Origin of the sequence: Leptolyngbya sp. ST-U4, assembly GCF_039962215.1 — a bacterium.
Classification (GTDB): domain Bacteria; phylum Cyanobacteriota; class Cyanobacteriia; order Elainellales; family Elainellaceae; genus Leptolyngbya_A.
Genome location: NZ_JAMPKZ010000008.1, coordinates 180,053 through 205,112, shown reverse-complemented (window position 1 = coordinate 205,112; position 25,060 = coordinate 180,053). Strand labels below are relative to the sequence as shown.

General features: G+C 49.9%; 17 protein-coding genes. 6 read left to right on the top strand and 11 right to left on the bottom strand.

All coding sequences use genetic code 11. The annotated features are described in order from the left end of the window. Positions 1 to 257: 257 nt before the first annotated feature. Positions 258 to 995, top strand: coding sequence for a DUF3386 family protein (locus NDA02_RS14585; protein ID WP_190792960.1), 738 nt, complete (start codon positions 258 to 260; stop codon positions 993 to 995). Positions 996 to 1,087: 92 nt separating this feature from the next. Here the strand turns inward: NDA02_RS14585 and NDA02_RS14580 are convergent, their stop codons facing one another. Then, positions 1,088 to 1,357 carry a hypothetical protein gene (locus NDA02_RS14580; protein ID WP_190792961.1) on the bottom strand — a complete coding sequence of 90 codons (270 nt, stop codon included), beginning with the start codon at positions 1,355 to 1,357 and terminating at the stop codon, positions 1,088 to 1,090. A gap of 196 nt (positions 1,358 to 1,553) precedes the next feature. On the opposite strand from NDA02_RS14580, the gene NDA02_RS14575 reads away from it, so the two are divergent. Continuing rightward, positions 1,554 to 3,152 carry an Hsp70 family protein gene (locus NDA02_RS14575; RefSeq protein ID WP_190792962.1) on the top strand — a complete coding sequence of 533 codons (1,599 nt, stop codon included), beginning with the start codon at positions 1,554 to 1,556 and terminating at the stop codon, positions 3,150 to 3,152. A 43-nt stretch (positions 3,153 to 3,195) separates the two neighbouring features. Here the strand turns inward: NDA02_RS14575 and NDA02_RS14570 are convergent, their stop codons facing one another. Further along, entirely contained in the window at positions 3,196 to 3,648 is a 453-nt protein-coding gene (locus NDA02_RS14570) for a L,D-transpeptidase (protein ID WP_347277897.1), read from the bottom strand. Positions 3,649 to 5,098: 1,450 nt separating this feature from the next. Between NDA02_RS14570 and NDA02_RS14565 the strand changes: the two genes are divergently transcribed. Continuing rightward, the gene (locus NDA02_RS14565; RefSeq protein ID WP_190792060.1) at positions 5,099 to 7,828 is read left to right on the top strand and encodes a calcium-binding protein; all 2,730 of its coding nucleotides are present in this window, start codon (positions 5,099 to 5,101) and stop codon (positions 7,826 to 7,828) included. Positions 7,829 to 8,044: 216 nt separating this feature from the next. On the opposite strand, the gene NDA02_RS14560 is transcribed toward NDA02_RS14565, so the two are convergent. From NDA02_RS14560 to NDA02_RS14545, 4 genes are all read right to left on the bottom strand, one after another. Next, on the bottom strand, positions 8,045 to 9,052 hold the full coding sequence (locus tag NDA02_RS14560) for an RNA polymerase sigma factor, RpoD/SigA family (RefSeq protein ID WP_190792059.1): 1,008 nt from the start codon (positions 9,050 to 9,052) through the stop codon (positions 8,045 to 8,047). 727 nt (positions 9,053 to 9,779) lie between these two features. Next, complete coding sequence (locus NDA02_RS14555; RefSeq protein WP_190792058.1) at positions 9,780 to 11,492, bottom strand: ATP-binding protein; 1,713 nt, start codon at positions 11,490 to 11,492, stop codon at positions 9,780 to 9,782. Between the two features lie 248 nt (positions 11,493 to 11,740). Beyond that, the gene (locus NDA02_RS14550) at positions 11,741 to 12,439 is read right to left on the bottom strand and encodes a sucrose-phosphate phosphatase (RefSeq protein ID WP_347277875.1); all 699 of its coding nucleotides are present in this window, start codon (positions 12,437 to 12,439) and stop codon (positions 11,741 to 11,743) included. Between the two features lie 48 nt (positions 12,440 to 12,487). Then, on the bottom strand, positions 12,488 to 13,435 hold the full coding sequence (locus tag NDA02_RS14545) for an RluA family pseudouridine synthase (RefSeq protein ID WP_190792057.1): 948 nt from the start codon (positions 13,433 to 13,435) through the stop codon (positions 12,488 to 12,490). Between the two features lie 837 nt (positions 13,436 to 14,272). Here NDA02_RS14545 and psaA point away from each other — a divergent pair. Next, the gene (gene psaA, locus NDA02_RS14540) at positions 14,273 to 16,540 is read left to right on the top strand and encodes a photosystem I core protein PsaA (protein WP_190792056.1); all 2,268 of its coding nucleotides are present in this window, start codon (positions 14,273 to 14,275) and stop codon (positions 16,538 to 16,540) included. A 207-nt stretch (positions 16,541 to 16,747) separates the two neighbouring features. Continuing rightward, positions 16,748 to 18,976, top strand: a complete 2,229-nt coding sequence (gene psaB / locus NDA02_RS14535; RefSeq protein ID WP_190792055.1) for a photosystem I core protein PsaB — start codon at positions 16,748 to 16,750, stop codon at positions 18,974 to 18,976. Positions 18,977 to 19,341: 365 nt separating this feature from the next. Here psaB and NDA02_RS14530 read toward each other — a convergent pair whose 3' ends face one another. The 4 genes from NDA02_RS14530 to NDA02_RS14515 form a co-directional block, all read right to left on the bottom strand. Then, the gene (locus NDA02_RS14530; protein WP_190792054.1) at positions 19,342 to 20,010 is read right to left on the bottom strand and encodes a hypothetical protein; all 669 of its coding nucleotides are present in this window, start codon (positions 20,008 to 20,010) and stop codon (positions 19,342 to 19,344) included. A 2-nt stretch (positions 20,011 to 20,012) separates the two neighbouring features. Continuing rightward, on the bottom strand, positions 20,013 to 20,876 hold the full coding sequence (locus NDA02_RS14525) for a hypothetical protein (protein ID WP_348255172.1): 864 nt from the start codon (positions 20,874 to 20,876) through the stop codon (positions 20,013 to 20,015). A gap of 350 nt (positions 20,877 to 21,226) precedes the next feature. Then, on the bottom strand, positions 21,227 to 21,505 hold the full coding sequence (locus NDA02_RS14520; RefSeq protein ID WP_190792052.1) for a (2Fe-2S) ferredoxin domain-containing protein: 279 nt from the start codon (positions 21,503 to 21,505) through the stop codon (positions 21,227 to 21,229). A 171-nt stretch (positions 21,506 to 21,676) separates the two neighbouring features. Next, positions 21,677 to 22,225: a YraN family protein gene (locus tag NDA02_RS14515; RefSeq protein WP_190792051.1), complete on the bottom strand. Its 549-nt coding sequence runs from the start codon at positions 22,223 to 22,225 to the stop codon at positions 21,677 to 21,679. A gap of 121 nt (positions 22,226 to 22,346) precedes the next feature. On the opposite strand from NDA02_RS14515, the gene NDA02_RS14510 reads away from it, so the two are divergent. Further along, positions 22,347 to 22,874 carry a pentapeptide repeat-containing protein gene (locus tag NDA02_RS14510; RefSeq protein WP_190792050.1) on the top strand — a complete coding sequence of 176 codons (528 nt, stop codon included), beginning with the start codon at positions 22,347 to 22,349 and terminating at the stop codon, positions 22,872 to 22,874. A gap of 169 nt (positions 22,875 to 23,043) precedes the next feature. On the opposite strand, the gene dnaG is transcribed toward NDA02_RS14510, so the two are convergent. After that, complete coding sequence (dnaG, locus tag NDA02_RS14505; protein WP_348255170.1) at positions 23,044 to 25,038, bottom strand: DNA primase; 1,995 nt, start codon at positions 25,036 to 25,038, stop codon at positions 23,044 to 23,046. Positions 25,039 to 25,060 lie beyond the last annotated feature (22 nt).

The window sequence follows — 25,060 nt, the reverse complement described above, 5'->3', positions numbered from 1 at the left end:
AAAGCCAGGGTCAATTGGAGATTTTCCAGTGCAGGTGCGCGCATTCGGTTAGGGCATCTCTATCCTAAATTAAAGCATGCTAACTAGGCAAAGTTTATTTGGTGAACTACTAGTAGCACAAGGACGATCGCCCCACTCTGCTATGAACCAATCCCTAAACCAGAAACTCTATAAAAGGATAAGTGTTTGACTCAGACGATTAGGCTAAATTAGCTAGATATTTATTGCAAAAGAGATTTTCCAGGAGTCGATCGCCTATGAATCTGCAATCTTTCACTCGGCAAGTCCTGGTCTGGAGCGTTGGGTTTTTGTGGGTGCTGCTGGGCTGGAGCTTGCCCGCTTTTGCAGATGGAGCTTCTGCCGAAGCCATTTTTCGAGAAGCTTATGGACATCGCTATACCTGGAATGAGACGTTTCCCGGCTATTCGGCACAGGTGAAAATGCGGGACGGCGAGGAGCAGTTTGAGGGAGAAGCACATTTACTGCCCAACTATGCTGTAACGGTGCAGAATTCTGGCAGTGATAATCTGCGGCAAATTGTCGCCGCCCAACTTCAAATGACTGCCACGCACTTGACCCGATCGCCCTTCGAGCAGTTTCATGCACACAGCCAGTTTGAGCAAACCGGACAGGACGAAACCGGAGCCGTCAGAATCGAAGAACTGGGCGACCAGACCGACTCTTACTACAAAGTGAAGGATCAGCAGATTGTTCAGGTGAACCGTACGCTGGGCGATCTAAAGGTTGAGGTGAATACGATCGACTCGATGCAAACTACCGAAGGCTATCTTCCCACTCACTTTCAGGTAGTTTTTCGCGATGCCGAATCCGGATCAGTCATCGAGCGAGACGATATTCGCGACAGCTATCAAAAAGTGGGCGACTACTATCTGCTGAGCAAGCGAGAAATTCGATCGGGCATAGAGGAGCGATCGGTGAATAAGCTGCTGCCGGATACGGTGGTAGAGTTTAACCAGCTCAAACTCGATACCTGAAATCTAGCTGCCTGAAATCTAGCTGCCTGAAATCAAGCTGATGTTTGACCACCGATCACCGTCACTCGACTAACGATCCAATTACTGATCAATTACTGATCAGGAGTGCCGCCCTGGTCAGGCGGGTCTGGAATGTCCAGGGCTTTTTTGCTCTGCTTAAGCTGCTTGTACAGCTTCCTGATTTCTTCATACGCTTCACCCGGAGAAATTTTGCCATTGGTTTCCAGGTTGCATAGATACTCAATGCGCTGGGCAAACTCCTGAAGATTGGCGTTAAAGACAAGATGCTGCGGCGTAAATTCTCCCCGGTAGCGGCTGCGGGAGTAGAGAAACCTGTTTTTTGGATCTGCATCATCCGGCATTGCGCTTGCTCCTGTTTGTAATGCTCTTAACAATTCTTTGACGATCGCAGAGAAATTCCTCTCCTAATCTATCGAAAGAAACCCATTCAGGGTAAATAAGATCAAGTTCAATAAAACCGACAATTCCCTCGTCTGCCTCTTTTCTCGATCGCCCTTTTCCCTTAAAGAATAGAGAAGGAACTAACGCCCGGAAAGTATGGTTTACGCGATCGATTTTGGCACAAGTAATACGGTGGTCGTGCGCTGGAACCCGGTGACGCAGCAGCCTGAAACGCTGACCCTGCCGGAACGCTCCCAGCGTCTAGCAAATAATCCGCCTTTGATTCCCAGTCTGCTTTATGTCGAAGATGCCAGTCAAAGCAAGCTGATTGCAGGACAGGCAGTGCGCGATCGGGGTTTAGATTTGAGCAGCGATTCGCGGTTTTTTCGCAACTTCAAGCGCGGCATCGGCGCAGACATTCAGGGATTTCTACCAGAGCTCGACGGGCGCATTGTCACCTTTGAGCAGGTGGGGCAATGGTTTCTGAGCGATGTAATTCAGCACTTGCAGCAGGTCGATCCTAATCTGGATTCGATCGTGTTTACGGTTCCGGTGGATAGCTTTGAGACATATCGGCTATGGCTGACGCAGGTGTGTCATACCCTCAAGGTCGAGCAGGTTCGCATTCTCGATGAGCCAACAGCGGCAGCGCTGGGCTACGGTTTGCAAAATCAGGGCACGGTTCTGGTCATCGACTTTGGCGGCGGCACGCTCGATCTTTCCCTGGTGCGGCTCGAAGGCGACAAGCGCAACCCCGACAAGAAGCCGCTCGGTTTTCTGCTGAAGTGGGGACAAAAGGTGCTCGAAGAGTCGGCGCAGCGTCCGAAACTGGCGCGGGTTTTAGCGAAAGCAGGGCAGAGTCTGGGCGGGGCAGATCTGGATAACTGGATTGTTGATTATTTCACGCAGACTCAGGAAATTGCCGCTAGTCCTTTAACGCTGCGATTGGCGGAGCGACTCAAGATTCAGCTTTCTCAGCAGCCCGAGGCAACCGAGGTTTACTTCAATGATGAAACGTTCGACAGCTACGAGCTGCACCTGAGCCGCGATCGATTCGAGCAAATTTTGCAAGAGCAGGGCTTTTTCGATCGCCTCGACCAGTCGATGAACCAGGTTTTGCAGCAGGCACAGCGACAGGGTTTGATCCTCGAAGAAATTGACGCAGTTTTGCTAGTGGGCGGCACAGCCCAAATTCCCGCCGTAAAAGCCTGGGTCGAGCAGTACTTTCCGCCAGAAAAAATTCGATCGGATAAACCGTTTGAGGCGATCGCCCTGGGCGCGCTTCAGCTTCAGCAGGGCATGGAGGTGAAGGACTACCTTTATCACAGCTATGGCATCCGCTTTTGGGATCGGCGCAACAACTGCCACGGCTGGCATCCTTTAATCAAACAGGGACAACCCTACCCCATGGAGCAGCCCGTTGAACTTTTTCTGGGAGCCTCGATCGAAAATCAGCCCAGCATTGAGCTGGTGATCGGCGAACTGGGACAGGAAACAGGCGCAACCGAAGTCTTTTTTGATGGCGATCGACTTGTCACTCGCGCCGTCAGCGGCGGCAAACCAACCGTGAAACCCCTTAACGATCAAGACAGTGCCCGCACGATCGCCCAACTAGCTCCTCCCGGATATCCGGGAAGCGATCGGGTCAAGGTGCTGTTTCGCGTAGACGAGGCGCGATTTTTGCGAATTACAGTTGAGGATATTCTGACGACTCAGACTTTGGTGGATGATCGTCCGGTGGTGCAGTTGAGTTAGGGGTGAGGGAATGAGGGGATGAAAGGAAGACGAGGTGAGGGGGTTAGCGATGCACGACTACAGGGGTTCCTATCCTTGCCCAGTGAAATAGCCATTGAGCATGATTGACCGCGACGTTGACGCAGCCGTGGCTGACCGGAGTGCCAAAGCGACGATGCCAGTATGCGCCGTGAATGGCATAGCTGCCGTCGTAGTACAGGGTGTAGGGCACATCGGGAATGTCGTAGTCGTCGCCCTGCATCCGGGTTTGCCGATGTCTGGATTGAATTGCAAACACTCCCGGTAATGTGGGATGCGCTGCGGTTCCGGTGGAAACAACTACGGCATAAACGGGCGTGCGTCCTTCCCAGGCAATGAGCCGCTGACGCGATAGATTAACTTCGATCCAGCCCACATTCGATCGCTTGAGGGCAGCAATTTCCTGGGCGATCGGCGTGTGTGCCTGTGCGGGAAGAGGAGCGATACCCGGCAGTTTTTCGATCGGGGAAATCGGCATCAGGGCAATCGCACCGCTCACCATCAGAATGCTGGCTGCGATGCTAACAGTTTTTTGCCCTTGAGCTAACGATCGAACCCAGGGATGCACCTTGACCGACGAAGCAATCCAAACCTGCAACGGTCTGCCATTCTGCCAAATCATGACAAAACGCCTCCTGAGATGATGCCTATGGTTTAAGAATAAACTCTGTTTACTGAAAATTTGCAAACTTGTAAACCAGGACTGCCATGATCGGGGGAATGACCTGATAATGCAAAGAATTTGTGAAGCGAAGAAGGATTTGTCCTGTCAATCCCTGGTAGATCCGCTGAACAGATAGATGCCCTTTTGAGCGATCGTCGCACTTCAGGATCACTACAAGGGCTGTGACCTGGATTCCAGATTGGTTGCTGCAACCTACAAAAAGAGCAATGACTTCAATAAATCAACTGCGAGGTTACGGACATTAACGAGGAAATCATTGGAATTTTCAATCTGAAATCATTAGTTTGTTTGTTTTCCTAAATCCCTATCTCGACAGGTACACTTCTGCAGGGGACGATGAACAAGCTCAACAAATTTGGTTGAATTTACGGATTATCTTCATCGCAACTTCATCCTAAAGTTAGTGTGTTCCGTTGAATCCTGTCCTAATCCCAGGTAAGCCATAGATGAACTAACGCAAGACCAAAGTTAGACCATCTTTGTAAACTACAAAAACCTAAACGCAAAACCGCGGAAGTTGCCCAGTTCCGGATTTGAGGAGTGCCTGTTGTTTTGTTGAGCGAAATGAGTGCATCAGTGCGTGTCGAGTGAGTGTAAGCGAGTGCATAGTCGGTAAGTGCATTAAGCACAGTGGCAGATCTGTTGAATTTGCTCAGTTCATCTACCCTGAGCGATGCTGCCTAAAATCAGAATATTTCAGCTTTTTCTAAAGCTTATGTTTCGCAGTTGATTGCATTGCCGCAGTTCGCAATGAGCCGAGAGCTGATTCTTGTCTGTCTCATGTATTCAATTGGTGAGTTCAAAGTGTTTTTCAAACAGTTTGATCGTGTCCAGGCAACACCATTTCTCGGTTCGTTGTTTTGTTGAGAAAGCCTGCCTAAATACAACTCACTACCGCTGTTTTGAAATTTTTTCTGCACCTTTGCTGTAACAGAGTAGTTCTAAGAATGGCTACTTTTTGACGCGCTGACTTGTCTTTACGCGCTGATCTGTCTGGTTAAATTTCTGGTTAAATTTGCCGAAGTTTGCACAGAAGGCATTCCTGCTTGACTTAGCAAGGGCAGGGTGCTAATCAGCCATGTGCTTGGCTTTTCAAATCTACCGATTTGATCGCTCATTCAGGCTGAGTTTAACCTGAGGGCTTTACCCCAAATAAAAACTGAGGCTGGCACACCTGTAGCAGCAGGTTTTACCGTGTCGAACCTCAGTCGATCTTTGCTTACTACTTGGAACGAATTTTACCATGTCTACATCAATTACAGAGGCGCGCTCTCTGGGAATTGGGCTAAGTGGAATTGCTGATTTTTCAACGCAGATTCCTTTTCTAGATGCGTTTAAATCTGCTCGCGCCTGGATTCCGCAAAGCTCCACTCAATGGGACACCGGAGAAGCGGCTCAGCTAAATCTTGATCCTCAAGGCTGGGTGCAATCAGTTCCGGCAACGAATGCTCCGGCAGCTTACGATCGCGTCAGTACCCTGATGCTTTGGGATGTGCCTTATGAGTCAGGGCAGTATCGTGTGCTGTATGACGGTACTGGAACGATGCAGTACGGCTTGGATGCCAGCAAGCTAAGTTCGAGTCCAGGAATGGATCTGATTCAGGCAGATAGCCTCAAGGCAGGCGGCATTCATCTGCAAATTATGGCAACAGACCCCAATCAAACGGGCGACTATCTTCGCAATATTCGTGTTTATAGCGAGAAAGATCTGCCGCTGGTTGAGCTGGGAATGCGCTTTAATCCTGAATTTCTCGATCGCATCAAGAATTTCGGCACGCTCCGCTACATGGATTGGATGTCCACAAACAACTCGCGGCAGCAGGACTGGTCAAATCGCCCCCTGATGAGCGATGCAACTTGGTCGCGCAAGGGAGTTCCGATCGAGCTAATGGTGCAGCTTGCCAACGAAACGGGAACCAATCCCTGGTTCAATATGCCCCACAGCGCAACAGATGACTATATTCGCCGTTTTGCAGCTTATGTGCGCGATCATCTTGATCCAAAGCTCAAGGCATACGTGGAATACTCCAACGAAGTTTGGAATTGGCAGTTTTCTCAGGCGGGCTATGCTGAAGCCCAGGCAAAACAGCGATGGGGCGAAAGTCCAGCAGGCTGGGGCGGCTGGATGCAGTGGTACGGAATGCGGGCAGCGCAAACTGCAGATATCTGGAAGTCGGTTTATGGCAGCGAAAGTCCGAGTCGGCTGGTCAGGGTGATTGCTACACACACAGGCTGGAAAGGGCTAGAGGCTGCCATTCTCAATCCGCCTGCTTGGATCGCAGAGGGACAGCACCCTGTTTATCAATCATTTGATGCCTACGCAGTGACAGGCTACTTCGGTGGTTCTCTGGGGCAACCCGACCATGCAAGTACGGTGCGATCGTGGCTTAGTGATCCCGACGGTGGATTTAGCAAGGCCTTTCAGCAGTTGCGCCAGGGTAATTTACTTCCTAGCAAAGACTCGATTCAACAAACGATCGACAGCTTTCGCTATCAGGCAGATGTGGCAAAGCAACACGGGCTACAGCTTGTTGCCTACGAGGGTGGACAGCACATTGTCGGCATCAATGGGGTACAAAATGACGCGCAGCTTACCAACTTCTTTATTGAGCTGAATCGTCATCCAGAGATGCAGGCGATTTATCAAGATCTTTTAAATGGCTGGAGGGCTGCCGGGGGCACACAATTTAACCAGTACAGCGACATCGGCGCACCCAACCGATGGGGAAGCTGGGGTGCTCTGGAGAATCTGGATCAAGCCAGTTCGCCCAAGTACAAAGCGCTAGAAACCTTTATGGCAAACAACGCGCCCTGGTGGAACACAGGAGGTTCTTCAACGCGAATTGGACTTTATGAGTGTAGTACCGCAGCCGACAACTCGCTAGTAGGCACAGAGTACAATGACATCTTCCTGGGCGGCGCAGGCAATGACTCGATCAAGGGCGGCGCAGGAGCCGATCGTCTGCATGGAGAAGATGGCAATGATGCAATGGAAGGTAATGCGGGAGCCGATCGCCTTGCCGGAGGGCCAGGTAGTGACTCGATCAAGGGAGGTAATGAGAATGACCTGCTAACGGGCGGGGCGGGCAATGACCAGCTGAGTGGAGACGCTGGTAGCGATGCCTATGTGTTTGATAGCTGGACTCCCTCTGAGTCTGCCAATCTTGGCGTCGATACGCTCAACTTTCAGCCGGGAGACAAGATCGCACTTAGCCGCTATACCTTTGCTGCCGGAACTCGGTTTTCGATCGCCGCTACCGATGCTAATGCTGCGACTCGCGATGCTCAAATAACCTACAGCCGAGCCACAGGCAACCTGTTCTATAACCCCAACGGCAAAACACCCGGATTCGGCATAGGTGGACGATTCGCCGTTATTTCCGGTAAGCCTGTGCTCAGCGACAGCGACTTTATAAGAATCAACGGACGCTTTGATCCCAACGATTCGATCGATCTCAGTCGCGCTCAAACGAGAGCCTTAAAAGCGCCAGGCAAAATAGAACTGCACGCTAACTATCAGCCTAGACATCGCTCTCAGGACAATCAGAGTCTTGATATATCGGGCAGCGATCGTTTGCTTGGGTTGGAGGACAGGCTCACAGGCAGGATGGGGAGCGATCGTCTCATGGCAGGAACCGAGGCAATTCAGCTCGACGATGACCACAAGCTTGCGATCAAGCGACCCACTGCGCTATTTAATGCAGGCGTCATTAATTTGCCTTCAAAACAGGGCGTGATTGCAGCAATGCGGGCTGCGTTTCGAGACAAAAATATTGTGCAGTCTGGCAATCAAGTGCTTCAAGCGGGGGAAGCTGTTTTATTTCGATCGTCGAATCAGACCTATCTTGCCGTAAACAGCGCAAAACCCAGTTTGAATTTGGGGCAGGATTTGCTGATTGATGTGACCGGAACGCGACTGGCGATCGGAGACGCAGGTGCTGAAACGCTGGATGTTTCCCGCTATTTCGCTTAGCTCAACGGATTCAAAGTTCCCCGATTTAGGAAGAATCTAGGGGTGGGGTAATGCAGAGGCTAGATGGGTAGCCTTCATCCCGCTATCCCGCCATACTTAAGCCCTCTGCCTGGATGAAAATAGCCAAGCAAAAAGGGCGGATGAACCGCCCCAACTCACTCTACAGATAATAACGATCGATCTCCATGTTCCGGACGATCGAAAACACAGTCAACCTTAACTGGCAAGATAGCCGCGCACATTCGCCTTACGACGACGCAGGTGATCGAGAGCCTGACGCTCAAGCTGCCGGACGCGCTCCCGACTGATATTCATGCGCTGCCCAACCTTTGCCAAAGACAGTTCGTTGCCGTCCGATAAACCAAACCGCAAGGTCAGAACCTCGCGCTGCTGAGGGGTTAGCTCAGAGAGCATTCCTTCCAGGTCTTGCCGCAAGGATTCCGCAGTCGCAAAGCTCTCTGGCGAAGCACTCTCGCTCTCATCTTCGAGCAAGTCCTGCAACTCGGTGTCTTGGTTATCGCCCACGCGCAATTCAAGGGAAACAGGCTGACGCGACATCAGCAGATACTCGCGAATTTGAGAAGGCTCCAGCTCCAGGGCTTCGGCGATCTCTGCCGGATTCGGGCTGCGACCGAGGGACTGGGTCAGCTCACGCTGGACTTTCTTGATCTTGTTCAGCTTCTCGGTAATATGAATCGGCAGACGAATTGTGCGGGCTTGCTGAGCAATGGCGCGAGTGATCGCCTGACGAATCCACCAGTATGCATAGGTCGAGAATTTGTAGCCGCGAGTGGGATCAAACTTCTCGACGCCGCGCTCTAACCCCAGCGTGCCTTCCTGGATCAGGTCTAGAAACTCCAGGTTGCGCTTCTGATACTTCTTAGCGATCGCCACGACCAGACGCAGGTTGGCTTCGATCATCTTTTGCTTAGCACGCTGACCGAGGCGCAGGGTCTTCCGCAACTCGTCTTCGCTAAGCTTGGCGTAGGCAGCCCACTCAGCATCGGTCGGCTCGTGTCCCACCTTCTTGGTTTGCTTCTCTTTGGCTTCCAGGAGATTCATCATCTGCTGGACTTGCTTACCATACACAATCTCTTGCTCGTGAGTCAGCAGAGGTACTCGCCCAATTTCGTGCAGATAGGTCCGAACCATGTCTGCCGAAAACATGGACTTGTCCGCTTTCTCTTTAGGGGACTTGACTTCGTTCTCTTCTACAAATGCCATGAATCGTTGAACTCCAACAACAGTGCTGCAAACGAAATAAAAGGAATACGATCTCTGGGAAACCGAGGGTTTCCGAATACTGACGGCGAATGAACAGTAAAGGAAAGGTGAATGAAATGGGCAGCTTCGCTAGTCCCTATGGGATCGCCTCAGGCCCGGTGAAGTGCGAGTAAACGAAATAAAAACGGCTAGGGTTGCTTTGTCGCAGGTGAAGGGCAATTAGCAAGTAAACCTCAAAGCAGGATTGTCTCTAATCCTCGTGAGTCTAGAATGCTAGCTCACAGCCTGAGAAATGCTCGTACAGTGGAAAGTAAGAAACGGAGGAGTAACAATCGGGGCAGAACTTCACAAGTCCTAGCCCGAAGTCATTATGAGTTTGCCTAATTAAGATAGTAATACAAATTTAACGCTAGGTAAAGGGAGGAGGATTCATCCAACTGGATGAACTTGAAGAGGGAATAAACAAGGGGTAAAAATTGTAGCATTTGCCTTGCCTACAGCGCACTCCGAGCGATTCAAAATCCCAACTTAGCCAACCTCATAAACCATAGATAAACAAATGCCCTCAATCTTTATAATGCACCTTCTCTCCTTCCTTAGGGGTACGGCTTACCGAGGCAGAAAACCGTACCTTTTTCTGGAATACGAGTGCATGGCAGGGCTTTAAGGGCGATGCGAAGCAGTTTCCCTTTGAGGCGATCGAGTCTCAAGTATAGTTGCTTGGTTCTTAAAATCCTAGATCGGCTTTTGCGGCTTCTGCGGCTTGGAGAATTTCGGCTTCGGGCAGGTCTTCCCAAGGCGTTTCGCCAATCTGGGCATAAAAGGTTTCGTCGTAGGGGCGAGTCCGAATCACAACGGGCATCGGTACAGCATGACCTAGAATCAGTGCTTGCTGCTTCGAGTCCAGTTTCGCGAGAACCGATCGCAACGCCTGTCCACCGGATACCCCTGTGAAAATCGCTTCGATATCTTTCTCATCATTTAATAGTGCGGTAATCCGCGTTCCTACCTGAGACATCACCTCGTTATCAATCCCCGATGGCCGCTGATCCACCACCAACAACGTCACAAAGTATTTCCGCATCTCGCGGGCGATCGTGCCAAAAATGGTCTGACGGACGGTTGCTGAATCCAAAAAACGATGTGCTTCTTCGATCGTAATGACTAGAGGTTGAGGGCGATCGATCGGGTTTTTGGTTTGCAGGAATTTTTCGGCTTTGTGGACGTAGGCATGGTGAATCCGGCGGGCGATTACGTTTGTTGCCAGCATATAAGAGAGCAGGTTGGACTGAGAGCCGAACTCAATTACAACGTGCTTTCCGGCATCGAGTGATTCAAGAATTTGACCGACATAGTTTTTGGGGCAAGTTTGCCGCAGATACTTCAAATCATCCAGACGGGTCAGCTTGCGCTGAAGTGCCATGATCGAGGACTTGCTGCCCATCTTGACTTCGCAAAATTCTTGAATTTCCTCATTGCTCATCGACAGCAAACGGCTGATCCAGGCTTTGCCAAACTCATTGCGAAGAATAATCGCGTTTTCCAGGCTGGCCTCGGACAGATTTAGTTCGCCCCGCACCAGCATTAGATCTTCGACATCAATCTGGTCATAGCTAATGTAAAGCTCTTGGGCATCGCGCACACCCCGCCGTCGCGTGGACTCTACATCTAATGTATAGATCTGCACTTGGCTTGGGAAAAGCTGACGCAAGCCTTTTACGGTGCTGAACTGCTTGCCTTCTCGCGTGGCTTCCCAGCCGTACTCCGAGTGCATATCAAAGATGAGATTCACTGCGGCTCGTCTGCGAATAATTCCAGACAGCAATAGTCTCGTTAGGAAAGATTTTCCTGTCCCCGACTTACCAAACACCCCGTTACTCCGCTCCACGAATCGATCGAGATCCAGGCAGATTGGCACATTCATATCGATCGGTTCCCCGATCGCAAAATTCCGCCGATGGGGATCATCCTCCCAGCCGAACACCGCCCGAAAGTCCCGCTCCGATGCGTCGTAGACCTGACTAAAGTGAGCCGGAATGGTTTTAACGGGCAGCAGCTCCACATCATTCGTATTCGCTTCGTAGGAAGCAAGGGAGTCTGAGGCTTTCGATCGCGTCTTCGTTCTACGAGGCTCGCTTTCTGCCTTCGGTGTAAACATTAGCATCGGCGACAGGTTGATCGTGCCGTAGGTTCCGGTTCCTGCCAGCACTTCTTGCAAAAACGTATTCGCTGGATCGGGCGGGTTCGCCAAGATTCGCTGTGTCGCAGTTCCCAGGGCAACGTCCGTCAGCATGCAGAAAAAGCGCGATCGTACCCCTTGCACGACCAGGAATTTCCCGACCCGCATATCCTCAACGGAGACATCGGCATGCAAACGCACTTCTAGCCCCTGACTCAAGGAACCCTGTATCACCGAACCCAGCGGATTTTCTGCGGTCATGCCAACCCCGCTAATACGATCGTTCTATTATCGAGGAATACACATGTTTTAGGCAAGTCGGCTAGGGTTTGCAACTCCCTAAATCCTCCACCAGTGGGGGACTTTCAATGGGGGACTTTGAATTGTTGGCTCCACTCCGCCGTTTCAAACACGGTTGTGCCGTTTCAAACACACCTTCATGCGGGCATGATTCCAAAGTATTTTAGCCCTTCGATAATTCCAGCAGCATAGTGGGCTTGGGCTAAGTATCAATGACCGCTAAGGGGGAACTGCTGCGCATTGCCCTCAAAATTATCCTGATGCCACTGAAGTAATTTCCTTCTCGCATTGCCAACAATAATGCCAATCTGGTTGGCAGCAAATAGGGCAATGTGGTTGCCAGAATCACCACAGACTACTGTTTGTTCTGCTGTAAACCTAAAGGCTTGACGAATATAGGTAACAGCACTGCCCTTATTGATTTTACGCGGCACGATATCAAGGTCATGTCCATGACTGTAAATCAGTTCAGCCTCCAGTCCTTGAGCAATGAGTTGAGCTTCCAGTTCTGATAAAACAGAGGCGTCTTCTTCATCAAGCACAAAGCTTAGCTTGAAGGGACGCTGTTCGCTTCCAGGCTGAGCAACCAGTTGGGAAAGCTGTTCGACGACCACTGCAATGCTTGCTCGATCCCAATTTTGGGAAGACAGGCTAGACCAGTTTTCATCCAATTCGTTGCCTGGATAATAAATTTCAGTCCCGACAGAAGCAATTAGTACATCGGGTTCTGGCAGCGCAGTGTGAGAAATCAATCGCTCATAAGACTTCAACGATCGCCCGGTGGCATAAACCAATTTTGAGCCATAAATTTGGCGATGGTGTTTGAACCAACTGTTCAGACGCTGGAGCGCGTCATTGTCCCCAACCAGGGTGCTGTCGAGATCTGTTACCAGCAAAAACTTTGACACAGTTGCGATTGTCCTCTCATTCACCTCAAAGCAACCCTCCGACCGTTCTCACTGCCTTCTCGTTCCTGCCCGTTGTCGTAAAATGTCCAACAATTTCGTTATGTGCGGCGGCACAGGAGCCGTCACCTCGATCGCCTTACCCGTCACCGGATGCTGAAGCGTTAGCCGATAGGCATGAAGTGCCTGCCCTGGCAAATTGACCCCGATTGATCGCCCTGACCCATAAAGCGGATCGCCCACGATCGGATGACCAATGGCTGCGCTATGAACCCGAATCTGATGCGTCCGTCCTGTCTCAAGCTGAAACCGCATCAGCGTAAAGTTGCCCAACCGCTCCTCGACCGTCCAGTGCGTCATAGCTCGTCTGCCACCCTTCTCTTCAGGGACAATTGCCTGCTTTTTGCGATCGATCGGATGCCTGCCAATTGGTGCGTCGATCGTGCCCTTCACAGTTGCCGGTGCGCCATACACCACGCCCAGATATTCTCGCCGCGCCGTCTTGGTTTTGAACTGTTCCTGAAGCTGCTGATGGGCAAGGTCAGTTTTAGCGATCGCGATTGCTCCGCTCGTATCCTTATCTAATCGATGCACAATTCCCGGACGCTGCACCCCCCCAATTCCGGCAAGCTGATTGCCGCAATGAGCTAAGAGTGCATTCACTAGCGTTCCACCTTGGTGTCCAGGCGCAGGATGAACCACCAGATCCACAGGCTTATTCAAAATCAGCAGATGCTCATCCTCGTAAAGGACGTCGAGGGGAATGTCCTCGGCCTCCAGGTCAAGTGGCTCTGCATCAGGAATGCTGACCTCAATCCGATCGCCCTCCTGCACAGTGACTTTCTTAGAAGTACAAACCTTGTCATTAATCCGAACCTGTCCGTCTTCGATCAATTTCTGGATGCGCGATCGAGATAAGTCACGGAGCTGTGCGGATAGGAAGCGATCGAGGCGGGGTTCAGTCGGGTGGTCAACGTGAAGAGAGATTAGTTCAGTCAATTTTTAAAATCAGGCACGCTTTACTTTTTATTATCGCGTGACGACTTAGCAGCGTGAGCAAGTCTGAAAACCCAACGGTTTTGATGGGATACGTTAGAATCACCGCTTCGGGAAAAGACTGTGATTCACAGGGTAAGTCAGAATTCTCGGAAGTGGAGGCAATCTCTCATCGAAATAGCGGCAGTTCTTTCGCTTGCTTACCTGTCAACCTGCCTATTTCTATTCTTTCGACAGCTCGGCTTCTCTGTCCTAGGGGGAGCAATGCAAACCGTAGGATATTGCTCAAATCTTTTCTAATATTAATAATTCAATTAAGAAAAACGAAGAAATTCGATCGTCAATGGCATTAATAGAAAATCCTAGAGGTTAACTTAATATCCTGATTATTCTCTCGCTTCCAACATCTATTTCAGCCTCTACAAGATGAAGATGTAGGGTAGCACAATCACAGCAAGATTGTATAACTTTTATCAAACATTTCAATTTGTAAAGATTCCTCAATGGATCGCATATTATCTGCTGATGGTCTCCCTCGGAACGTAGGTAAATCAATGCTTCTACATCTTGAATTATTGTTAACCTCGCTTAAAGTCTGTGAGATTCCAGTTCTATAATGCTGCAAGTACCTCCCCATGGAACTGGGATCGCTCATTGGACTGATATTCAATGTGTGGTTGCAGTTCACCTCTTCTAGGCACGGGTCATTTCTGGCTTCGACGCTCCTACCCAAGTCGGTTATGTGCCTGTCTGCTGATGTTACGAAGAGAGATGCTGTCATTTGGCAGCTTGGGGGCTGGTCGCTCAACTCGTTCCTTTGTCTAGAGAGGAGAGTCTCGAATGACAACTTCCCCACGGGAGCGGGAGGCAACCAAACAGGTGCGAGTGGTCGTCGATAAAGATCCAGTGAAAACTTCCTTCGAGAAGTGGGCACAGCCGGGTCATTTCGATCGCACCCTCGCTAAGGGTCCCAAGACCACAACCTGGATTTGGAACCTTCATGCCGACGCTCACGATTTCGATAGCCATACCAGTGACCTAGAAGATATTTCTCGTAAAATCTTCAGCGCACACTTCGGTCACCTTGCTGTAGTGTTCGTCTGGCTCAGTGGAATGTTCTTCCACGGCGCAAAATTCTCTAATTACTCTGGTTGGATGGCTGACCCCCTGAACGTGAAGCCTAGTGCTCAGGTGGTTTGGCCCATCTTTGGTCAAGAGATTTTAAACGGTGACGTGGGCGGTGGATTCCACGGCATTCAAATCACATCTGGATTTTTCCAAATCTGGCGTGCTGCCGGGATTACAAATGAATTTCAGCTCTATGTAACGGCGATCGGCGGTCTGGTAGCGGCTGCTCTGATGCTGTTTGCAGGCTGGTTCCACTATCACAAGCGCGCTCCGAAACTGGAATGGTTCCAGAATGTGGAGTCGATGCTGAACCACCACCTGGCTGGTTTGCTGGGTCTGGGCTGTCTCTCCTGGGCAGGTCACCAGATTCACGTTGCCCTGCCGATTAACAAAATGCTGGATGCTGGGGTTCCTCCGAATCAGATTCCCCTGCCTCATGAGTTTATTCTCAACTCCAGCTTAATGTCGGATCTCTATCCCAGTTTCTCGAAGGGTCTGACTCCCTTCTTTACCCTGAACTGGGGTGAGTACGCTGATTTCCTTACCTTCAAGGGTGGCTTGAACCCTGTAACTGGCGGTCTATGGCTGTCGGATACGGCGCACCACCACTTGGCTCTGGCAGTCCTGTTCATCATTGCGGGTCATATGTACCGTACGAACTGGGGCATTGGTCACAGCATCAGGGAAATCTTGGAGAACCACAAAGGTCCGTTTACGGGCGAAGGTCACAAGGGTCTCTATGAGAACCTGACCACCTCTTGGCACGCGCAACTGGCTGTTAACCTGGCAATGTTGGGTTCGCTCACGATTATCGTGGCGCAGCACATGTACTCGATGCCGCCCTATCCGTACCTTGCAACGGATTACCCGACACAGCTCTCGATCTTCACCCACCATATGTGGATTGGAGCATTCTTCATTGTCGGTGCGGGTGCACACGCGGCTATCTTTATGGTGCGTGACTACGATCCGGCAAGAAACATGAATAACTTGCTCGATCGCGTCATCCGTCACCGGGATGCCATCATTTCTCACCTCAACTGGGTTTGTATTTTCCTGGGCTTCCATAGCTTCGGTCTGTACATTCACAACGACACGATGCGTGCTCTGGGTCGTCCCCAAGATATGTTCTCGGATACGGCGATTCAGCTCCAGCCCGTGTTTGCTCAGTGGATTCAAAACATCCACACGCTAGCTCCTGGTGCAACTGCACCAAACCAGCTAGAGCCTGTGAGCTATGCCTTCGGCGGCGGTATCGCTGCAGTGGGCGGCAAGGTTGCCATGATGCCGATCGCCCTGGGCACGGCAGACTTCATGGTTCACCATATCCATGCCTTCACGATTCACGTGACGGTGCTGATTCTCTTGAAGGGCGTGCTGTTTGCTCGTAGTTCGCGTCTGGTTCCAGACAAAGCGAATCTGGGCTTCCGCTTCCCTTGCGACGGTCCCGGTCGGGGCGGCACCTGCCAGGTTTCTGGTTGGGATCACGTCTTCCTCGGTCTGTTCTGGATGTACAACTCTATTTCGATCGCTATTTTCCACTTCTCCTGGAAGATGCAGTCGGATGTGTGGGGTACGGTCGCACCAGATGGAACGGTTTCCCATATCACGGGCGGCAACTTTGCTCAGAGTGCAATCACCATCAACGGATGGCTGCGTGACTTCCTGTGGGCACATGCAACTCAAGTGATTGGTTCTTACGGTTCTGCGCTGTCTGCTTACGGTCTGCTGTTCCTGGGCGCACACTTCGTCTGGGCGTTCAGCCTGATGTTCCTGTTCAGTGGTCGCGGCTACTGGCAAGAACTGATTGAGTCGATCGTTTGGGCACATAACAAGCTGAAAGTTGCGCCTTCGATCCAGCCTCGTGCTCTGAGCATTATTCAGGGTCGGGCAGTCGGTGTTGCTCATTACCTGCTGGGCGGCATCGTTACGACTTGGGCGTTTTTCTTGGCTCGCATCATTGCTGTTAGTGGTAGCTAGTGATTCTTAAGCTGTCTCTCCTCTAGACCCCTGGATGCGAACGATGGGGGGCGAACTCTAAGCGAGGCTATGAATTTAATAGGATTCTTCAATGAATCTGAAAGGCTCTAAACCTTGTATTGTTCAAACTCCATCGTCTACAGTCCAGATGGGCCAAAGCTAGATGGCGAAAAGCTAATCGCTAATTAAGAAAATCAATTCGGACTTATGGCAACAAAATTCCCAAAATTTAGCCAGGGATTGGCTCAAGACCCGACTACCCGTCGGATCTGGTATGGGATTGCCACTGCCCACGATTTTGAGAGCCACGATGGCATGACGGAAGAAAATCTTTACCAAAAGATTTTCGCTTCCCACTTCGGTCATTTGGCAATCATCTTCCTCTGGACTTCTGGTAATCTCTTCCACGTCGCCTGGCAAGGTAACTTCGAACAGTGGGTCAAAGATCCGCTCAATGTGCGCCCGATCGCCCATGCGATTTGGGACCCCCATTTCGGTCAAGCTGCGGTGGACGCCTTCACTCGTGCAGGCGCGTCTAACCCTGTCAACATCGCTTATTCCGGTGTTTATCACTGGTGGTACACGATCGGGATGCGGACCAATGGCGAACTCTATGCGGGTTCTCTGTTCCTGATGTTGCTATCGGCGATCTTCCTGTTCGCAGGCTGGCTCCACCTTCAGCCCAAGTTCCGTCCGTCGCTGTCCTGGTTTAAGAATGCTGAATCTCGCCTGAACCACCACTTGGCTGGCTTGTTCGGGGTTAGCTCTCTGGCTTGGGCAGGCCACCTAATCCACGTGGCAATTCCTGAGTCGCGCGGTCAGCACGTTGGCTGGAACAACTTCCTGACGACCCCTCCCCACCCTGCTGGTTTGGTTCCTTTCTTTACTGGCAACTGGGGTGTGTATGCCGAGAATGCAGATACTGCTAACCATGTCTTCGGTACGTCTGAAGGCGCGGGTACTGCAATCCTTACCTTCCTGGGCGGCTTCCATCCGCAAACTCAGTCCTTGTGGCTGACGGACATGGCTCACCATCACCTGGCGATCGCGGTCCTGTTCATCGTGGCAGGTCATATGTATCGCACTAACTTTGGTATCGGTCATAGCATCAAAGAAATGCTGGATTCCAAAGCAGGTCTGACGAGTAGAAAGAGCGAAGGTCAGTTCAACCTGCCCCACCAGGGCTTGTATGACACCATTAACAACTCGCTGCACTTCCAGCTTGGTCTGGCTCTGGCAGCTTTGGGTGTCATCACCTCTCTGGTCGCTCAGCACATGTATTCCCTGCCGCCCTACGCTTTCATGGCGAAGGACTACACCACGCAGGCTGCGCTCTATACCCATCACCAGTACATCGCTGGATTCCTGATGGTTGGTGCGTTTGCTCATGGTGCAATCTTCTGGGTACGGGATTACGATCCGGCTCAAAACCGGGGTAACGTGCTCGATCGTGTTCTAAACCACAAAGAAGCAATCATCTCTCACCTGAGCTGGGTGTCGCTGTTCCTAGGCTTCCACACCCTGGGTCTGTATGTTCATAACGACGTGATGCAGGCTTTCGGTACGCCTGAGAAGCAAATCCTGGTCGAGCCTGTGTTCGCACAGTTCGTTCAGGCGGCTCACGGCAAACTGCTCTATGGGTTCGATACGCTACTGTCTAACCCTGATAGCCTTGCTTCCACCGCTTGGCCCAACCATGCGAATACCTGGTTGCCCGGTTGGTTGGATGCTATTAACAGCGGTACGAACTCGCTGTTCCTGACAATCGGTCCTGGCGACTTCCTGGTTCACCATGCGATCGCTCTGGGTCTGCACACCACCACTCTGATTCTGGTCAAGGGTGCGCTGGATGCTCGCGGCTCGAAGCTGATGCCCGACAAGAAAGACTTCGGCTACAGCTTCCCCTGTGATGGTCCGGGTCGTGGCGGTACTTGCGACATCTCTGCTTGGGATGCGTTCTACCTTGCGATGTTCTGGATGCTGAACACAATCGGCTGGACGACGTTCTACTGGCACTGGAAGCACCTCGGTGTATGGCAGGGCAACGTGGCTCAGTTCAACGAGTCTTCGACTTACCTGATGGGCTGGCTGCGTGACTACCTGTGGCTGAACTCTGCTCAGCTAATCAACGGCTACAACCCGTACGGCATGAACTCGTTGGCAGTTTGGAGCTGGATGTTCCTTTTCGGACACCTGGTTTGGGCTACGGGCTTTATGTTCCTAATTAGCTGGAGAGGCTACTGGCAAGAGCTGATCGAAACAATCGTTTGGGCGCATGAGCGCACTCCGCTGGCGAACCTGCTTCGCTGGAAGGACAAGCCCGTTGCACTGTCGATCGTTCAGGGTCGTCTGGTTGGTTTAGCTCACTTCACGGTTGGCTACATCCTGACCTATGCTGCCTTCCTCATCGCATCAACTGCCGCACGTTACGGCTGATCAGGCGATCGAGCTTTTAGTTAGATAATTGAGTCCCTCACCTTCGGGTGGGGGATTTTTGTTTGGGAAGTATTTCTCCTTGATTCCATAGCTTACTGCAAGTTATGAGTGGGCATAGGATAGCCATTTAGCCTAGCATTAAGGCTAGGAATCTCGACTTGCTGGAAGTAAGAAGAAGCGTATAGATCTATGGGAACTACACATGTACCTGTTTAACTCCAACTTTTTCAATCGCTGGCATTGGTTTAGTTATCACTTCGCGCAATCCTTTCGACATCCGCTCTCAAACTCAGCACTAATTTTTTGAGAAGGACTAGCAAAGATTAATTCTCAATGTAGCTCACCTAGCTAGCTCAAAGTGAAATTTACATATCTAGTGCACTATTAAATTCAATATTTCTATCTGAAAAAACCCCTTCTGTAACTAAGGTTGGAACTATTTTTGAGGTGTAATATGTGAAAGCACTACGTTGTATAGCATAAATAAGCAGAACTCCTGCTAGCCCAATTAGAAGGTCAGTTATATTAAATTTGACACAGCCCATAAGGGATACTATTGAGCATGCAAGCACAATTTCTCCCCAGATATGTGTTTGGTATAAAGAGGCTTTCCTAAGCTTTAATTCATCTTTAAAATCCTTTGTTATGTAAAGATTAAGTGCTTGACTTTCTGTAGCTTCTAATTCAATGCTGGCGCGCAACCTATTTATGTACTGATTGAAGTCGCGAAAGGTTGTGAAAAAATTGAAGCTTGCAATTTGAATTCTTTTATAAAGTAGCCCAGTAAAGTAAGTAAGCACTACCCCAAGAAATATGTGTAGTAATAATATCTTTGATACAAAAGAGCTAGATGTAGAAAGAACAGCAGTAAGAGGAACATCCGCTACTTCAAACCATAAGCTCTGATGCCCTCTATCAGGAATAACAACTAAGGCAATTAGAAACAGTAAAAAAATCGCCACTTTGTATAGTGAAAATGACGAAGTTAAATCTTTAATATACTTTTCTCTTAAAGCCTTAATTAGTTCATCCATTTTTAGGAATATAAGTCGAGGAAGTATATGTCACCAGCATCTGGGTCAAAAGTTCCATATTCAATTATTGGAGAGCCAATAAATCGAACTTCTTCTTTCCTAGCAAGAAAAGGATGTAGCTTTAAGAGATCCTCTATATTATGAAAGTGTATATAAGCATCTTTGCGACTATCTAAATTGTACATACGACCTCTTAACACATCATTGTCAAGGGACTTTATGTTTGCCCTGTAGATGACTGGTATTCCCAAATCTTTTTGCGAAACTATCGAATGAAACCTTTGGCTATTAGTTTTGTCAAAGGTAAACTTGGTAGTGATTTCTGCATTAAAAGTCAACTCAATTATATTGTTCTCTGAGTTGTTTGTTCTAACTGGAACAAGCATTTTGTCTACTTCTTTTACTATCGCCCTATCCCCATACTGACGAACCATCTTGCTGTCTGGTTGTTGTATTATTGATTCGTAGGATTTAACTGTAGGATTTCCTTGAGATAATTGGGCTTTTCGCTCAACAACTTTATTTTTGTATTTATTGATCTCTATCTCTCCCTCATCCATTGCCTTTTCGTAGGCTGGTAGAAGAGCTGCTGTAATACGTTGAATTATCTCTTTTGCGTTCTTTTCAGAAGTGGACAAGAATTTGAGTATATACCCCCCTTCTTCTGGAGGCTGAACCAAAAAATCGGTCACTTTATAGTCTTTAAAAGACATCCTTGCATGTTTCCAAACCCTGCCATGTGCATTATCAAGGTGTGCCCTGTCAATAGCTGATTGTAAACATGTCAAGGTCCGACTTAAATTCCTTAGTGAAACTTGGTGGTTGTAAGCAAAATCGCCATCAAAGTGAACTTCAACAAAACTCATATCAGCTACAAAGCTAGAATTATGGACACAAACCTTACATTGTTCACAGTTCTAGCAAGGAAAATTATTTTCCCCGAAAGGTTTAATCTTTGTCTTTCTAAGTTGTGGAAACCGCAAATAAAGTAATAATTCTCGTTTTTTAATGGTTTCAGCAATCTGACTAAAGATAAAGAAGTTTTGTTTAATTCTCTCTGATTAAGGAATCTGGCGCAGGAGATTATGAGGGAGTTGCGGCAAGGGTCGTGATTCTAGCAATTGACAAGGGGGCTGTTTGAGGCGCGGTTGAGGTTTTGTAGCCCCCTAAATTCCTTATAAGTAAGAGACTTTGGGTTATGTAGCGAATTTAGGCTTTATGAGTCGATTGCCCAACGGTTCATAATCTCGATCGCCTCTTCAGCACGAACGCGCCGATACCAAATCTCATCCGGTAAAACCAGCACCATTGGACCGTTGCCACAGTGCCCTAAACAACCGCTACCAATCACAGGAATTTCTGGGATTTTGTGATTTTGAAATGCAGTGAGGACGGCTTTAGAACCTGATTTACGGCAGGCTTTGTTTTGACAAACCAGGATTGTGCGAGGAGGGCGATCGCCTTTCAGGGGAAACGGTTTTGCATCAGTCGGCATAAAGCAAAAGTTCTAAAAATCTTTGAAAGCGTCTAATCCAACCAATTCTCAAAGTCCCCCAGAATTGGGGGATTTAGGGGGCAATGTAGGATCTATACGATTGCTTCGTGGTTCCCCCTTCGGGGTAATCGCCACAAGCCACAAAACCTCCCTCAACATCACGGGCAGCATTCAGAATTCTGAAAAGGCATTAACGATATATTGCTGAAGCGTTAACTCATAGCCATCCAAAACAACAGGCTGACCCAATTCGATTGCAAGCGGCAGGGAAAGCTGAGAGTCGGTGCGAAGCACTTCCCCGTTAGGGGTAATCGATCCCTTCACAGAACTTCGGACAGGTTTACAGGATAACAGAGCGATATCGAAGCGACAGGGAAGATCGGCTAGGTGAGGATGTTCGGCGAGGAAGAGTTGGGCGGCTTGCCAGAGTTTTGCCTGTTTTTGGGGGGTGATGGAGAGGAGACCATTTTCGTCCCAGTTGCCTTTACTGCGGGCTTTGACTTCCACAAAGGCTAAGGTGCCAGGCTGGGTTGCAACGACATCGAGTTCCCCGTAGAGGCAGTGCCATCGCTGGTGTAAAACAGTCCAGCCTTGAGCGGTGAGCCAGTGAGCTACAAAGGATTCTGCCAGATGTCCGGTTTGTAGTGCGGCTTGTTTAGCCCGATCGGCTGGCGGCTTCGCAGTTTCCCTTGCGGACGATCGTTTTCTGGGTAACTTCATAAATGGCAATAAGAGACTTTAAGCAAGCCGATGAGACGGTTAACAGATTCAGGTAGGATCAAATCACGTTCTGTAATGCAGGACTGATCTAAAACTGATTCGTCGTTTTTTTAGTCTGCCCATGTACGCTTGGTTGTGTCGGCTGCGATTTCTCCAAAAAGAGAACTTCTTCGCATCGGTTGTGTGTGGTGTCGTTTTGAGTTTAAGCCTGCTTTGTCTGAGCGGTCTGCTGCCGTCGAGCGCCCTGGCAGAGGACTACAATCGAGAATTCCTGGTCAATCGAGACTTTTCGGGCAAGGATCTGACCGACTCTAGCTTCACGAAAGCTAATATGCGCGGCAGCAATTTGAGTAATACCAATTTACAGGGCGTCAGTTTCTTTGGCGCAAATCTGGAGGATGCCAACCTAGAAAGCGCAAACTTAAGCACCGCAACCCTGGACTCGGCTCGAATGGTGGGAGCTAATCTAAAGAATGCCATTTTAGAAGGGGCGTTTGCCTTCAACACCAAGTTCAACAACGCTGTGATTGAGGGTGCAGATTTTACCGATGTGCTGCTGCGCGAAGATATGCAAGACATCCTTTGCCAGACTGCAAGCGGTACAAACCCAACCACAGGACGCGAAACCCGCGAGACGTTGGGCTGCTAGAGGATATTTGATAACCTAAAATTCGGTTCAAATCAAACCTCCAGCTCGCTAATTTATAAGGGAAGAGAGCTATTTTCCCATCTCAAAGTCTTCCACCTGGGAGGATTTAGGTGCGATGCAGTCCCTCTGAAACTTCTCTCAAATTGCTTTGAGATAGAGTGTCAAAAAATTAAGGCAGACTCTCAGTTTGATGCAGAGCCGCTTCAGAAGAATCGGTTGCGTCGCAGTTCTCGGAAGCGGTAATCGCCCCACCCAAATCAAAATCTCCAACCCACGGCATTCCTGCCAAATCTACAAACGAAACCCGCCGCTGCTCTTGCTCCAGTTCACGGATACGCTGCTTCTCGGCGTACATTTGCTGCTGGTAATACTGCGCCAATTCAAACGACTGAATACAGTCTGTTTGCTTCCACAGATCATTAAAGTGGCGATAGCGTTTTTCGCACATCACCTGCTCCAGGCAAGCCGCCGCTGCTCGAATGACCAGAGGGGCGCGTAGAATATCTCGGTGTGATTTCTCGTCTAGCTGAAACAGCGGATAGAGTTGCGCGACCTTATCATCTGGACAGCTATCCTGTAGCAGATTGAGCAGATCGTTTGAGGCAATCGCCTGATTCTGAGCATCGAGAATTTGCTGCCACAAATAGCGATGGTGGGACAGGCTGAAGTCTAAATCCCGCTCGTCTAGCGCCTCCATGATCATCGATCGATACTCGGGTGCATGGAGATAGAGGCGCAAAAGCTGTGCTTCGGATTCTTCTAAAAGGCTTCGATCGCCCGGACGCTGCCATTTTTGCGATCGACCATGCCACCGCTGCCCCCGAACTTGAGTTCGCAAATCGGCTTCAAGCTGGACGGCAAATCGAGCATTACCCTGACTCAGGAGTTCCGCACAGCGATGGATATAGTGCGTTCTCAGACTAGCGTTGGGCAGGTTGCCCAGCAGTTTAACAATTTCCTGATTGCTTTGCTGAAACTGATCTGCCTTCTGAAGGTCTGCCTGTTGGAGAATCTGCTGAATCTGCCAGTCTAGCCACAGGGGAGCATTCTTAAGTACATCCTGATAGTCCGCAGCGGAGTTTGCCTTGAGGAATTCATCCGGGTCTTTGCCCTGCGGCAGATTGAGAATGCGAAGCTGCACTTCTCCCTGATATGCCAGGTCTGCCACTTCCCCGATCGCCCGTTCTGCGGCTTTTACACCTGCGGCATCGGCATCGAAGTTAAACACAATCTGCTTTGATTCGGTGTAGCGCAAGAGCTGGCGTACCTGATGCAGACTCAGCGCAGTTCCAAGAGAGGCAACGACATTCGTAATCCCGGCAGCATGAAGGGCAATCACATCAAAATAGCCTTCGACCACCACCGCCCGATCGCTTTTTGCAATAGCGCCTCTCGCTTTATCGAGCGCAAACAGCGTTTTCCCTTTGTCAAATAGTTCCGTCTCTGGTGAGTTCAGGTATTTCGGCTGCTCATCTCCCAGCGATCGTCCCCCAAAACCAATGACACGCCCCTGAAGATCATGAATGGGAATCATTAATCGATCGCGGAATCGATCGTAATACCCCTTCCCTTCCTGACGTGGCACAATCAGCCCTGCCTGCTCCACGAGCTGAACGGCAAACCCCTTTTGCTCTACTAGATAACCATAGAGCGTCTGCCACCCTGCCGGAGCATAGCCCAACTGAAACTGCTGAATCGTAGTTTCGCTCAACTGCCGCTTTTCCAGCAGATAGGTTAACGCTGTTTCTCCCTGGGGTTGTCGCAGTGCGTGCTCAAAAAACCTTGCCGTCAGAGCCAACACCTCATAAAGCTGCTCCCGCAAAGAAAGCTGCCGCTGAAACTCCTGCCGTTCTTCGGGTTCGAGCGTCTTAATTGAAACCTGATACCGACGCGCCAGATCCAGCACCACATCGGCAAACGATCGCTTCCCCAACTCCATCAAAAACTTGATTGCATTCCCGCCTGCGCCACAACTAAAGCAGTAATAAAACTGTTTACCCGGACTGACGCTAAAGCTGGGTGATTTGTCGTCGTGGAACGGACATAGCCCGGTGAAATCCTTGCCTCGCTTCCGCAGCACCACATACTCCGAGACGACATCCACAATGTCTACTCGCTGTTTCACCTCATCGATCGTGTCGGGATGCAGGCGGGGGATTTCCATAGTCGGCGGGTTGAGTTGGGCA